Origin of the sequence: Streptomyces sp. NPDC029674 (assembly GCF_044903205.1) — a bacterium.
In the GTDB taxonomy this organism is placed as follows: Bacteria; Actinomycetota; Actinomycetes; order Streptomycetales; family Streptomycetaceae; genus Streptomyces.
Map to the genome: position 1 here is coordinate 76,057 of NZ_JBJDPY010000014.1, position 12,394 is coordinate 88,450.

The 12,394-nt window shown below is 71.0% G+C and carries 12 protein-coding genes and 1 riboswitch; of the genes, 2 read left to right on the plus strand and 10 right to left on the minus strand.

Translation table 11 applies throughout. From position 1 onward, the window contains the following. Positions 1–33: 33 nt before the first annotated feature. The 10 genes from ACI2L3_RS29685 to ribD all read right to left on the minus strand — a co-directional run bounded on the left by ACI2L3_RS29685 (position 34) and on the right by ribD (position 8,573). A complete protein-coding gene (locus tag ACI2L3_RS29685) occupies positions 34–1,131 on the minus strand; it encodes a hemolysin family protein (protein WP_404755468.1) in 1,098 nt (365 codons plus the stop codon). Further along, positions 1,128–2,507 carry a hemolysin family protein gene (locus ACI2L3_RS29690; protein WP_404755469.1) on the minus strand — a complete coding sequence of 460 codons (1,380 nt, stop codon included), beginning with the start codon at positions 2,505–2,507 and terminating at the stop codon, positions 1,128–1,130. The genes ACI2L3_RS29685 and ACI2L3_RS29690 overlap by 4 nt, the downstream gene beginning before the upstream one ends. 217 nt (positions 2,508–2,724) lie before the next feature. Next, a complete protein-coding gene (locus ACI2L3_RS29695) occupies positions 2,725–3,192 on the minus strand; it encodes a PH domain-containing protein (RefSeq protein ID WP_404755470.1) in 468 nt (155 codons plus the stop codon). Between the two features lie 31 nt (positions 3,193–3,223). After that, positions 3,224–4,072: an ATP phosphoribosyltransferase gene (gene hisG, locus ACI2L3_RS29700; RefSeq protein ID WP_404755471.1), complete on the minus strand. Its 849-nt coding sequence runs from the start codon at positions 4,070–4,072 to the stop codon at positions 3,224–3,226. Between the two features lie 50 nt (positions 4,073–4,122). Next, on the minus strand, positions 4,123–4,395 hold the full coding sequence (locus ACI2L3_RS29705; RefSeq protein ID WP_030951748.1) for a phosphoribosyl-ATP diphosphatase: 273 nt from the start codon (positions 4,393–4,395) through the stop codon (positions 4,123–4,125). A gap of 35 nt (positions 4,396–4,430) precedes the next feature. After that, on the minus strand, positions 4,431–4,916 hold the full coding sequence (ribH, locus tag ACI2L3_RS29710; protein ID WP_404755472.1) for a 6,7-dimethyl-8-ribityllumazine synthase: 486 nt from the start codon (positions 4,914–4,916) through the stop codon (positions 4,431–4,433). 37 nt (positions 4,917–4,953) lie between these two features. After that, positions 4,954–6,252 carry a bifunctional 3,4-dihydroxy-2-butanone-4-phosphate synthase/GTP cyclohydrolase II gene (locus tag ACI2L3_RS29715; RefSeq protein ID WP_404755473.1) on the minus strand — a complete coding sequence of 433 codons (1,299 nt, stop codon included), beginning with the start codon at positions 6,250–6,252 and terminating at the stop codon, positions 4,954–4,956. Beyond that, positions 6,249–6,836, minus strand: coding sequence for a nicotinamide mononucleotide transporter family protein (locus ACI2L3_RS29720; protein ID WP_362994958.1), 588 nt, complete (start codon positions 6,834–6,836; stop codon positions 6,249–6,251). The genes ACI2L3_RS29715 and ACI2L3_RS29720 overlap by 4 nt, the downstream gene beginning before the upstream one ends. Before the next feature lie 56 nt (positions 6,837–6,892). Continuing rightward, complete coding sequence (locus ACI2L3_RS29725) at positions 6,893–7,513, minus strand: riboflavin synthase (protein ID WP_404755474.1); 621 nt, start codon at positions 7,511–7,513, stop codon at positions 6,893–6,895. Between the two features lies 1 nt (position 7,514). After that, positions 7,515–8,573 carry a bifunctional diaminohydroxyphosphoribosylaminopyrimidine deaminase/5-amino-6-(5-phosphoribosylamino)uracil reductase RibD gene (ribD, locus tag ACI2L3_RS29730; protein WP_404755593.1) on the minus strand — a complete coding sequence of 353 codons (1,059 nt, stop codon included), beginning with the start codon at positions 8,571–8,573 and terminating at the stop codon, positions 7,515–7,517. Between the two features lie 211 nt (positions 8,574–8,784). Beyond that, positions 8,785–8,915: riboswitch (FMN riboswitch) on the minus strand. Between the two features lie 329 nt (positions 8,916–9,244). Here ribD and ACI2L3_RS29735 point away from each other — a divergent pair. Both ACI2L3_RS29735 and ACI2L3_RS29740 read left to right on the plus strand, forming a co-directional pair. Continuing rightward, entirely contained in the window at positions 9,245–11,521 is a 2,277-nt protein-coding gene (locus ACI2L3_RS29735; protein ID WP_404755594.1) for a chitinase C-terminal domain-containing protein, read from the plus strand. A 114-nt stretch (positions 11,522–11,635) separates the two neighbouring features. After that, positions 11,636–12,382: an SDR family oxidoreductase gene (locus tag ACI2L3_RS29740; protein ID WP_404755475.1), complete on the plus strand. Its 747-nt coding sequence runs from the start codon at positions 11,636–11,638 to the stop codon at positions 12,380–12,382. The last annotated feature ends 12 nt before the right edge of the window (positions 12,383–12,394 follow it).

Consider the following 12,394-nt stretch of genomic DNA (forward strand, 5'->3'; position numbering starts at 1 on the left):
GACCCCCGGGACGCCCCGCCCGGCCCGGGAGGCTCAGCCCACCCGGCTGACGGCGAGCGCGGAGTCCCTGGCGCCCTCGGCATCCTCCGGCGGCGGCGTCCGCTGCACCGTGACCCGGTGCGCCGGGTCACGGACCTCGCCGACCAGGAGCTCCAGGACGTCCTCCAGGGCGACCAGGCCGAGCACCTTGCCGGACGCGTCGGCGACCTGCGCGAGGTGCGTCGCCGCGCGGCGCATCACGGTCAGGGCGTCGTCCAGCGGCAGTTCGGCCCGCAGCGTGGTCATCGGGCGCCAGACCTGCTGCGGCACGGCGCGGTCGGTCTCCTCCAGGTCCAGGACGTCCTTCACGTGGAGGTAACCCATGAAGGCGCCGTTCTCCGCGCAGACCGGGAAGCGGGAGTAGCCGGTGCGCCCGGTGAGCTCGATGACGCGGGCCGGGGTGACCGAGGGACCCACGGTGACCAGGGACGCCCGGTCGAGCAGGACGTCGGTGACCGGGCGCGAGCCCAGCTCCAGGGCGTCCTCCAGGCGCTCCTGCTCCACGGGGTCGAGCAGCCCCGCCTGCCCGGAGTCCTCCACGAGGCGGCCCAGCTGCACGCTGGTGAACACCGCCTCGACCTCGTCCTTCGGCTCCACTCCGAAGAGCCGCAGGACGACGCGGGAGCACGCCCCGAGCGCCACGGTCACCGGCCGGCAGAGCCGCGCGAAGGCGACCAGGCCCGGACTGAACCAGAGGGCGGTCTTCTCGGGGGCCGCCATCGCGAGGTTCTTCGGGAGCATCTCGCCGATGACGAGGTGCAGGAAGACGACGACGGCGAGCGCGATCACGTAACCGAGGGGGTGGATCATCCCCTCGGGCAGGTGGACCGCCTCGAAGACCGGCTCCAGGAGATGTGCGACGGTCGGCTCGGCGACCGCGCCGAGCGTCAGCGAGCAGACGGTGATGCCGAACTGGGCGGCCGCCATCATCTGCGGCAGATGCTCCAGGCCGTACAGGACCTGGCGGGCCCGCTTGGTGTCCAGGGGCTCGATCTGGCTGCGCCGCACGGACACGAGCGCGAACTCGGCGCCCACGAAGAAGCCGTTGGTGAGCACGAGCAGGACCGCGAAGAGAAGTTGCAGCAGGCTCATCGCAGGGCCTCCACGGGAGCCGGGGGAACGGGGGTGGCCGGGGTGGCCGAGGTGGCCGAGGTGGCCAAGGTGTCCGCGGTTCTCGCGATCCTGACCCGCTCGGCGCGGTAGTGGCCGACCTGGCGCACCGAGAGCCGCCAGCCCGGGAGTTCGGCCCGGTCGCCGGGGGCCGGGATGCGGCCGAGGAGATCCGCGACGAGGCCGGCGACGGTCTCGTACGGGCCCTCGGGCACGTTGAGCCCGATGCGCCGGAGCGTGTCGACGCGGCAGCTGCCGTCGGCGTCCCAGGCGGGCCTGCCGTCCTCGGCCGGCGCCGCGCACAGCTCGGGCAGGTCGAGGAGGTCGTGCTCGTCGCGGACCTCGCCGACGAGCTCCTCGACGATGTCCTCCAGGGTGACGACGCCCGCCGTGCCGCCGTACTCGTCGACGACGACGGCGATGGGCTGCTCGCTGCGCAGCCGCTCCAGGAGGGGCTGCACGGGCAGCGTCTCGGGAACGAGCAGCGGGGATTGCGCGATGCGGCGCACGGGCGTCCTGAGGCGCTCGTGGGCGGCGACCGCGAGGGCGTCCTTGAGGTGCACCATGCCGACGATTTCGTCGATCCGCTCGTCGTAGACCGGGAAGCGGGACAGGCCGGTGGCGCGGGTCAGGTTCACCACGTCCTCGGCGGTCGCCGACGACTGCAGCGCGCTGACCTTCACGCGGGGCGTCATGACGTGCTGCGCGGTCAGCTCGCCGAGGGAGAGGGTGCGGACGAACAGGTCGGCGGTGTCCTGCTCCAGGGCACCGGCCTGCGCCGAGTGCCGGGCCAGGGAGACCAGTTCGCCGGGGGTGCGGGCGGAGGCCAGCTCCTCGGCGGGCTCGACGCCGAGGGCCCGCACCAGCCGGTTGGCCACGGCGTTCAGGAGAGCGATCACGGGCCGGAAGAGCCGCGAGAAGGCGTGCTGCGGGCCCGCGACGAACCGCGCGACCTGCAGCGGCCTGGAGACCGCCCAGTTCTTGGGCACCAGCTCGCCGATGACCATCTGTACGGCGGAGGCGAGCAGCATGCCGACCACTACGGAGACACCGCCGACGGCGCCCTCGGGGACGCCGACCGCCGTGAACGGGCCCGCGAGGAGGTGCGCGAGGGCCGGTTCGGCGAGCATGCCGACGACGAGCGAGGTGATGGTGATGCCGAGCTGGGTGCCGGAGAGCTGGAAGGACAGCTCCTTGAGGGCGCTGACGACCGTACGGGCCCTTCGGTCGCCGTCGGCCGCGGCCTTCTCCGCGTCCGGCCGCTCGACGGTGACGAGGCCGAACTCGGCCGCCACGAAGAAGCCGTTGGCGAGAATCAGCAGGAATGCCGCCCCGAGAAGCAGCAGGGGCACTGTCATGCCGCCGCCTCTACGGTCGTGCCGGTCCCGGTATGTCGGGAGGGGGCGGCGCAGGTACTACAGGACGATCCGTCCATCGCCGGAGGGAGTCACTCCTCGGTTAGCAGGGGCCCCTGGGAGCCGGGCGGGCCCGTCAGGGGCGGGGCGGCACTCACGCACGCCCCGCCAACAGATTAATCAAGACCTGACGCGGAACGTCCAGGGCCCAGTTGTCGCCCTAGTCGTCGTGCGCCGTACGCGCGTCGGCGAGCGCGCGCAGGGCGCGGGCGTCGGTGATGGCCTGCTGCTTGCCGATGCCCGGCTGGATGCCCAGCGCGGGGAGGCTGGTGCCGTCGCTGAGGTTCAGGAAGACCCAGGGGTCGCCGGGGCGGAGGTTGACCTGCACGATCTCGGCCCATGCCAGACGGCGGCTCGTCGCGATGTTGACGACGGTCACCCCGGAGTCGTCGGCGACGACCTTGGGCCTGCTGAGCAGCACGAGCACGCCGAAGAGGAGCGCGCCGGTGAAGACGAAGCTGGTCCGCTCCCCCGGGCTGAGCTTGGGCAGCAGGAAGGCGATCACCGTGATCACCACGAAGATCGTGGCGCCCGCGGTGAGCAGGACGGCCCGGGTCCGCGTCGGCCGGAAGGTGACGGGCAGGTCGGGAACGGCTGGGCTGTCGGGGCTGACGGGGCTGTCGGACATGAGGCGGTGCTCCTACCGGATCGGGGGCCGGTCAGAGGCGGCAGGCGTGGATGGCCGTGGTCAGGATGGCCCGCGCACCGATGGCGTACAGGTCGTCCATGATCCGCTGGGCCTCCTTGGCGGGGACCATGGAGCGGACGGCCACCCAGCCTTCGTTGTGCAGCGGCGAGATCGTCGGCGACTCGAGGCCCGGGGTGAGGGCGACGGCCTGCTCCAGGTGCTCGGCGCGGCAGTCGTAGTCCATCATCACGTACGACCTGGCGACGAGGACGCCCTGGAGGCGGCGCAGGAACTGCTGCACCTTCGGGTCCTCGGTGTCGGCGCCCCTGCGGCGGATGACGACCGCCTCGGACTTCATGATCGGGTCGCCGAAGACTTCCAGGCCGGCGTTGCGCAGGGAGGTGCCGGTCTCCACGACGTCCGCGATGACCTGGGCGACGCCCAGCTCGATGGCGGTCTCGACGGCGCCGTCGAGGTGGACGACGGAGGCGTCGACGCCCTGCTCGGCGAGGTGCTTGGCGACGATGCCCTCGTAGGAGGTCGCGACGGTCTTGCCCGCGAGGTCCGCGATGTCGCTCGCGGTGCCCGGCTTCGCGGCGAAGCGGAAGGTGGAGCGGGCGAAGCCGAGCGGCAGGATCGCCTCGGCGTCGGCGCCGGAGTCGATCAGCAGGTCCTCGCCGGTGATGCCGATGTCGAGCCGTCCGGCCGACACGTAGATGGCGATGTCCTTGGGGCGCAGGTAGAAGAACTCGACCTCGTTGTCGGGGTCGACGAGGACGAGCTCCTTCGACTCCTTGCGCTGCTGGTAGCCGGCCTCATGGAGCATCGCCGACGCAGGTCCGGACAGTGAACCCTTGTTGGGGACGGCGATGCGCAGCATGAGGTCAGCTTCCTTTGTTGGTTGTTGCGTGGATGAGGTGAGGGTGCGGCTCAGAGATGGGCGTAGACGTCGTCGAGGGAGATGCCGCGGGCGACCATCATCACCTGTACGTGGTACAGGAGCTGCGAGATCTCCTCGGCGGCGGCTTCCTTGCCCTCGTACTCGGCGGCCATCCACACCTCGGCGGCCTCTTCGACGACCTTCTTGCCGATGGCATGAACGCCCTTGTCGACCAGCTCGGCGGTGCGGGAGGTCGCGGGGTCGCCGTTGGCGGCCTTGTGCTGGAGCTCGGTGAAAAGCTCCTCGAAAGTCTTCTTGGACATGATGGTCGCCACTCTACGCGGCCGGGCGGTCCCCCTCAGCGCCAGGGTTCGGAGACGGTGCGCAGCGTGGTGGCGGTGGCCACAGCCGCGGTGACCGCTTCGTGGCCCTTGTCCTCGCGGGAGCCCTCGATGCCCGCGCGGTCCAGGGCCTGCTCCTCGGTGTCGCAGGTCAGCACGCCGAAGCCGATCGGGACGCCGGTGTCCACGGAGACCTGCGTGAGGCCCTGCGTGACGCCCTGGCACACGTAGTCGAAGTGCGGGGTGCCGCCGCGGATGACGACGCCGAGCGCGACGACCGCGTCGTAGCCGCGCCCGGCGAGGACCTTGGCGACGACGGGCAGCTCGTAGCTGCCGGGCACGCGCAGCACCGTCGGCTCGCTGATGCCGAGCTCGGTCAGGGCGCGCAGGGCGCCGTCGACGAGGCCGTCCATGACCTTCTCGTGCCACTGTGCGGCGACCACCGCGACGCGCAGGTCGCCGCAGTTCTTGACGCTCAGTTCGGGTGCACCCTTGCCGCTCACGTGCTTCTCCTTCAGATCCTCTGGCCGTGTTCGGTTCTTACTGGTTGCCGCAGGCGGACACTTCGGTGGCGTCCAGCCAGGGCAGGTCGTGCCCCATCCGGTCCCGCTTGGTGCGCAGGTACCGAAGATTGTGTTCGCCGGCCTCGACGGGCATGGGCTCGCGCCCGGTGACCTTCAGGCCGTGCCGCGTGACCGCGTCGGTCTTGTCGGGGTTGTTGGTCATCAGCCGGACGCCGCGTACGCCGAGGTCGCGCAGGATCTGCGCGCCCGCGCCGTAGTCCCTGGCGTCGGCGGGCAGGCCGAGCTCCAGGTTGGCGTCGAGGGTGTCGCTGCCCTGCTCCTGGAGGGCGTACGCGCGCAGCTTGGAAAGCAGGCCGATGCCGCGTCCCTCGTGGCCGCGCAGGTAGACCACGACGCCGCGTCCCTCGTCGGTGATGCGCCGCATGGACGCCTCCAGCTGCGGGCCGCAGTCGCAGCGCAGTGAGTGGAAGACGTCGCCGGTCAGGCACTCGGAGTGGAGGCGGGCGAGGACGTCCTCGCCGTCGCCGATGTCGCCGTGGACGAGGGCGACGTGCTCGACGCCGTCGACGGTGGAGCGGTAGCCGTACGCGGTGAAGTCGCCGGCGGCGGTGGGCAGGCTGACCTCGGCCTCGCGGCGGACGGTGGGCTCGGAGGAGCGGCGGTAGGCGATCAGGTCCTCGATGGAGATGATCGTCAGGCCGTGCTTGCGGGCGAACGGGACCAGCTCCGGCAGCCGGAGCATCCTGCCGTCCTCGCCGGCGATCTCGACGATGGCGCCGGCGGGGCGCAGGCCGGCGAGGCGGGCGAGGTCGACGGCGGCCTCGGTGTGGCCGTCGCGGGCGAGCACGCCGCCGGGCTTGGCGCGCAGCGGGAAGATGTGCCCGGGGCGCACGAAGTCGTCGGGCCCCGCCCCGCCGCTCGCCAGGAGCTGGAGCGTGGTGGCGCGGTCGGCGGCGGAGATGCCGGTGCTGACGCCGTGCGCGGCGGTCGCGTCGACGGAGACGGTGAAGGCCGTGCTCATCGACTCGGTGTTGTGCTCGACCATCTGCGGGAGCCGGAGCCGGTCGAGCTCGTCGGCCTCCATCGGCGCGCAGATCAGGCCGCGGCACTCGCTCATCATGAAGGCGACGATCTCGGGGGTCGCCATCTCGGCGGCGACGACGAGGTCGCCCTCGTTCTCGCGGTCCTCGTCGTCGACGACCACGACGGGGCGGCCCGCCGCGATGTCGCGGACGGCCTGCTCGACGGGGTCGAGGGAGAGGTCCAGGGAATCTTCATCGCTGGCGGTGCTGCGCCAGATCGGTGCCACGGTCATGCCGGGGCTCCTTCCATGACGGGCTGCGAGGCGGCGGCGCGGGAGCGCAGCCACCAGTCGCGCATGCCCCAGAGGACGAGGGCGAGGTAGACGACGTACACAAGGCCGGAGAAGGCGAGGCCGCTGCTGAAGGCGAGCGGCACGCCGACCACGTCGACGAGCAGCCACGCGAACCAGAACTCGACGAGTCCGCGGGCCTGGGCGACCATCGCGGCGAGCGTGCCGACGAAAATGTAGGCGTCCGGCCAGGGGTTCCAGGACAGGTCGGGCACGGCGCTGAACAGGGCGCCGACGGCGAGGGTGCCGACCGCGGTGCCGGCGAGCAGGATCCCCCGCTCCTTCCAGGTGGCGAACCGGATGGCGATGGAGCCGTCCTGCGCCTGCTGCCTGCCGCGCGTCCACTGCCGCCAGCCCCACAGCGCGACGCCGATGACCAGGAGCTGCTTGCCGACACCGCCGGAGAGCTGCGCGGAGGCGTACGCGGCGACGAGGATGACGCCGGACAGGAACTGCGCGGGCCAGGTCCATATGGAGCGCCGCCAGCCGAGCGCCAGGGCGATGAGGCCGACGGTGTTGCCGATCATGTCGGACCAGAGGATGTGCTGGTCGAAGGCCGTGAAGGCTTCGGAGTTGAGCCAGTTCACTTGGTGGCCTCCTGAGCGGGCACTTGGACGCGGTCGCCGAGCAGGCGCTCGACGTACTTGGCGATGACGTCGACCTCGAGGTTGACCGGGTCGCCGGGCTGCTTGATGCCGAGCGTGGTCAGCGCGAGGGTGGTGGGGATGAGGCTGATGGTGAAGAAGTCGGGGCCCGCGTCGACCACGGTGAGGCTGACGCCGTCGACCGTGATGGAGCCCTTCTCGACGACGTAGCGGGAGAGGCCTGCGGGGAGCGAGACCTTGACGATCTCCCAGTTGTCGGACGGCTTGCGTTCGACGATCTCGCCGGTCCCGTCGACGTGGCCCTGCACGATGTGTCCGCCGAGGCGGGCGCCCACGGAGGTGGGCCGCTCCAGGTTGACGCGGGAGCCGACCGTGAGCGCGCCGAGGCTGGAGCGGTTCAGGGTCTCGGCCATGACGTCGGCGGTGAACTCGTCGCCCTCGTGCTCCACGACCGTCAGACAGACGCCGTTGACGGCGATGGAGTCGCCGTGCTTGGCGCCCTCGGTGACCACGGGCCCGCGCAGGCGGAAGCGGGAGGCGTCGGGGAGGTTCTCGACGGCGGTGATCTCGCCCAGCTCTTCGACGATTCCGGTGAACACTTCAGTGCTCCTTCGCTACGAGGGTCGCGGTGATGCGCAGGTCGGGGCCGATGCGGACGGTCTCGCTCACGTCGAGCCGCAACGCTTCGGTGATGGTGGTGATTCCGCCGCCGGTCAGGGCGGCGGGGCCGGCGCCCAGCAGGACGGGGGCGAGGTAGCCGACGACGCGGTCGACGGCGCCGGCGGCGACGAAGGCACCGGCGAGCGTCGGGCCGCCTTCGAGGAGGACGGACCGCACGCCACGCGCGTGGAGCACGCCCAGGAGGGTTTGGATGTCCAACCCGCCTCCCGTGCGCGGCAGCCGGACCACTTCCCGGGCTTCGTACGCGGGAGTGACGTCCTCGGCGACGGCGATCAGCGTGGGCGCCGCGTCGTCCAGGACGCGGGCGCCCGGCGTGACGGCGGTCCCGTTGGTGTCGACGACGACCCGCAGGGGCTGTACGGCGCCGTCGATGCCCCGCACGGCGAGGTGCGGGTCGTCGGCGCGCTGGGTGCCGGAGCCGACGACGACGGCGTCGCACTCGGCGCGCAGCCGGTGCACGTCGGCGCGGGCCTCGGCGGAGGTGATCCAGCGGCTGGTGCCGTCGGCGGCGGCGATGCGGCCGTCGAGCGTGGCGGCGTACTTCCAGGTGACGTGCGGGCGGCCGAGCCGTACGGAGGTCAGCCAGGCGGCGTTCACCTCGGCGGCCTCGGCCTCCAACAGGCCCTGCTCCGCCGGGATTCCGGCGGATCGCAGGGTCTGCGCGCCGCCGGTCGCGGTGGGGTCGGGGTCGCCTACCGCGTAGACGACCCGGGTGATCCCGGCGTCGATGAGGGCCTGCGCGCAGGGGCCGGTGCGGCCGGTGTGGTTGCAGGGTTCGAGGGTGACGACGGCGGTGCCGCCCCGGGCCCGGTCGCCCGCCGCGCGCAGGGCGTGCACCTCGGCGTGCGGGCCGCCCGCGCGCTGGTGCCAGCCCTCGCCGACGGTGTCGCCCGAGGCGTCGAGGACGACGCAGCCGACGACGGGGTTGGGGCTGGTGGAGCCGAGGCCGCGGGCGGCCAGCGTGATGGCGCGCCGCATGGCGGCTGCTTCGGCTACGGCGGTGGCCACCGGGTCCTCCTGCCTCTTCGGGCACGGACTCCGGGGCCTGTCGATGACGACAGAAAGTAACGGACAGCGACATCTGGGGAACGCCTGCGCCGGATGACACCTGTCCCGGGAAAACCCAGGAACCGTCCCCGGCCGGAGCCAGGAACAAGCCATTACGGCGGCGTGCACAAATGCCCGCCCGCCGCGCACTGCCTCCCATCCGGACTTTCACCGTCGGTCCAGGAATTTCGCCTGGTCAACCGGCCACTGGAGGTGGCCGGGTCGCGGACTGTAACCGCCGGTTCGGAATTACACCGACCCCGGAGTGCGCTGCTTCTGGTACGAGGCCAGTGTGCCATGGCTGATTGCGGGCCATACGGGTGGCCTGCTGTGGGCTGGCTCACAAACCGCCATTCAACATCATGTTCAACCAACTTGGTCCAGACCCATTGACGCACTGGTCTAGTCCTTTTAATCTCACCGTCACCTCCGAGGAGCAGGAGCCGACGGTGTGCGCACGCCGGGGCCCCAGAACGATCCACATCTTCGCCAGTCGTGCTGTTTCGCCCCGCTCGTGTTCCGCACCGCCCCAGGAGGTCCCCTTGCCGTCCCTCACCCGCGCCAGACCCGCGCTGCTCGCGTCCGGCGCCGCCGTCGCCGGAATGCTGCTCAGCCTCGTCTCAGGCGGCGCCACGCAGGCCGCGGCCGCCGACGAAGCGTCCTGCCGCCCCGACGGCCTCTACAAGACGCCCGGCGTCGACGTCCCCTACTGCTCGGTCTACGACAGCGAAGGCCGCGAGAAGATGGGCGCCGACCACCAGCGGCGCGTCATCGGCTACTTCACCGGCTGGCGCACCGGCAAGAACGGCGAGCCCGCCTACCTCGCCAAGGACATCCCCTGGGAGAAGGTCACCCACGTCAACTACGCCTTCGGGCACGTCAACAAGGACAACAAGCTTTCGGTCGGCTCCGACAGCGACACGAACCCCGCCACCGGCATGACGTGGCCGGGCGTCGCGGGCGCCGAGATGGACCCGGCGCTGCCCTACAAGGGTCACTTCAACCTGCTCAACAAGTTCAAGAAGAAGCACCCGAACGTCAAGACGCTCATATCGGTGGGCGGCTGGGCGGAGACGGGCGGCTACTTCGGGGACGACGGCAAGCGCGTGAACTCCGGCGGCTTCTACTCGATGGCCACCAACGCGGACGGCTCGGTGAACCACGCCGGCATCGACACGTTCGCGGACTCCGCGGTGTCCTTCATAAAGAAGTACGGCTTCAACGGCGTCGACATCGACTACGAGTACCCGACCACGATGAAGGACGCGGGCAACCCGCTCGACTACTCGATCTCCAACGCCCGCCGCGGCGGCCTCGTCAAGGGCTACGCGGCGCTGATGAAGTCCCTGCGCGAGAAGCTCGACAAGGCGGGCGCGGCCGACGGCAAGCACTACATGCTGACCGTGGCGGCCCCCTCCTCCGGCTATCTGCTGCGCGGCATGGAGACCTTCCAGGTCCAGAAGTACCTGGACTACGTCAACATCATGTCGTACGACCTGCACGGCGCCTGGAACGAGTACGTCGGGCCCAACGCCGCGCTCTTCGACGACGGCAAGGACGCGGAGCTGGCGGCGGCCAACGTCTACGGCAGCTCGCAGTACGGCGGCATCGGCTATCTGAACACCGACTGGGCCTACCACTACTTCCGCGGCTCGATGCCCGCAGGGCGCATCAACATCGGCCTGCCGTACTACACGCGCGGCCACAAGAACGTGCAGGGCGGCACCGACGGGCTGTGGGGCAAGGCCGCGGCCACCAGCTGTCCGGCAGGATCCGGCCTGACCAAGTGCGGTGACGGCGCGGTCGGCATCGACAACCTCTGGCACGACAAGGACGACAACGGCAAGGAGTCCCCGGCGGGCTCCAACCCGATGTGGCACGCCAAGAACCTGGAGAAGGGGATCGTCGGCGACTACGTCACCAAGTACGGCTTCCCCGCCGACACGAAGCTCACCGGCACCTACGCCCGCAAGTACAGCTCCTCGCTCGTCGCGCCCTGGCTGTGGAACGCGGACAAGAAGGTCTTCCTGTCGACGGAGGACGAGGAGTCGGTGGCGAAGAAGGCCGACTACGTGGTCGACCGGGGCATCGGCGGCACGATGGTCTGGGAGATGGCCGGCGACTACGACTGGAACGCGGCCAAGGGCCAGTACGAGATCGGCGACACGCTCACCTCGCTCATGTACGACAAGTTCAAGACCGCGAAGCCGTACGGCGCGAAGGTCTCGAACAAGGAGCTGCCCACCAAGGCCGTCGACATCGGCGTGGACTTCGGGGACTTCAAGCTGGGCGACTCCAACTACCCGATCACGCCCAAGGTGAAGATCACCAACAACACGAAGACGGCGCTGCCGGGCGGCACGGAGTTCCAGTTCGACTACTCCACCGCGGCGCCGGGCAACGCCTCCGACCAGTCCGGTTTCGGTACGAAGGTGATCAGCAGCGACCACACGGGCAGCAACGCCGGCGGCCTGAAGGGCGACTTCCACCGGGTCTCGCTGAAGCTCCCCGCCTGGCAGTCCCTCGCGCCCGGCGCCTCGGTCGACCTGTCCTTCAACTACTACCTGCCGGTCTCCACCCCGTGGAACTGGACGGTGAACATCAGCGGCACGACGTACGCGCTCGCCGGTGACCTGGCGCGCGGCACCACGCTCGTCGAGCCGGGCGGCGGCACCGGACCGACCGACCCGCCGGACCCGACGGACCCGCCGACGCCGGGCAAGTGCACGGCGCCCGCGTGGAGTTCGTCCGCCGAGTACGGCAGCGGGACGACCGTGTCCCACAAGTCGCACACCTGGAAGGCCAAGTGGTGGACGAAGGGCGATGAGCCCGGCGCAGGCGGCGAGTGGGGTGTCTGGCAGGACCTCGGCGCCTGCTGAGTTCCCCTCCTGAGAGCTCACGCCCATGGGATGCGGCGGCATCCCATGGGCGTGTCCGCGTTGTCGACGTCATCATGGTGTTCCGGAGACGCGCTGCGACGAAGGAGCCTTGCGATGACGACGATTCTGGTGACCGGCGGTACGGGGACCCTCGGCCGCCTCGTGACCGAGCGGCTGCGGGCGGACGGCCACGAGGTGCGGGTGCTCAGCCGCCACACCCCGCCGTACGCCGTGGACCTGCGCGAGGGCACCGGTCTGGACGCGGCGGTGGCGGGCGTGGACGTGATCGTGCACTGCGCGAGCACGGTGCGCGGCGGGGACGAGCAGGCCGCCCGCAACCTCGTCCGGGCGGCGCGGGAGGCCGGCGTCGCCCACCTGGTCTACATCTCGATCGTCGGCGTCGACCGTGTGCCGCTCGGCTACTACAAGGCGAAGCTCGCCGTGGAGCGGCTGGTCGAGGAGTCGGGGCTCGGCTGGACGATCCTGCGGGCCACCCAGTTCCACGATCTCGCCCTGCGCATTCTGGAGGGCTCGGCGAAGCTTCCCGTCATGCTGCTGCCCGCCGGCGTGAGCGACCAGCCGATCGACGTCGCCGAAGTGGCGGAGCGCCTGGCCGAACTGGCGGCGTCGCCACCGGCGGGACGGGTCGACGACATGGGCGGCCCCGAGGTCCGCACCTTCCCCGAACTGGCACGCGCCTACCTCCGCGCGAGCGGAAAGCGGCGCGCACTGCTGCCGGTACGGCTCGCGGGCCGCACCTACCGGGCGGCCCGCGCGGGCGGCCACCTCACCCCCGGACGAGCCGTCGGAAAAACCACGTTCGAGCAGTACCTGGCGGCCCGCTCGGGCGGCCGACGCTAGCGTCCCTCCGGT

What these genes read in the sequence shown, in the direction of transcription:
- ACI2L3_RS29695 (WP_404755470.1), bottom strand. Translation starts at nt 3,192, where the DNA reads ATGTCCGACAGCCCCGTCAGCCCCGACAGCCCAGCCGTTCCCGACCTG.
- ACI2L3_RS29715 (WP_404755473.1), bottom strand. Translation starts at nt 6,252, where the DNA reads ATGACCGTGGCACCGATCTGGCGCAGCACCGCCAGCGATGAAGATTCC.
- ACI2L3_RS29685 (WP_404755468.1), bottom strand. Translation starts at nt 1,131, where the DNA reads ATGAGCCTGCTGCAACTTCTCTTCGCGGTCCTGCTCGTGCTCACCAAC.
- ACI2L3_RS29720 (WP_362994958.1), bottom strand. Translation starts at nt 6,836, where the DNA reads ATGATCGGCAACACCGTCGGCCTCATCGCCCTGGCGCTCGGCTGGCGG.
- ACI2L3_RS29740 (WP_404755475.1), top strand. Translation starts at nt 11,636, where the DNA reads ATGACGACGATTCTGGTGACCGGCGGTACGGGGACCCTCGGCCGCCTC.
- ribD (WP_404755593.1), bottom strand. Translation starts at nt 8,573, where the DNA reads ATGCGGCGCGCCATCACGCTGGCCGCCCGCGGCCTCGGCTCCACCAGC.
- ACI2L3_RS29705 (WP_030951748.1), bottom strand. Translation starts at nt 4,395, where the DNA reads ATGTCCAAGAAGACTTTCGAGGAGCTTTTCACCGAGCTCCAGCACAAG.
- hisG (WP_404755471.1), bottom strand. Translation starts at nt 4,072, where the DNA reads ATGCTGCGCATCGCCGTCCCCAACAAGGGTTCACTGTCCGGACCTGCG.
- ACI2L3_RS29735 (WP_404755594.1), top strand. Translation starts at nt 9,245, where the DNA reads ATGCTGCTCAGCCTCGTCTCAGGCGGCGCCACGCAGGCCGCGGCCGCC.
- ACI2L3_RS29690 (WP_404755469.1), bottom strand. Translation starts at nt 2,507, where the DNA reads ATGACAGTGCCCCTGCTGCTTCTCGGGGCGGCATTCCTGCTGATTCTC.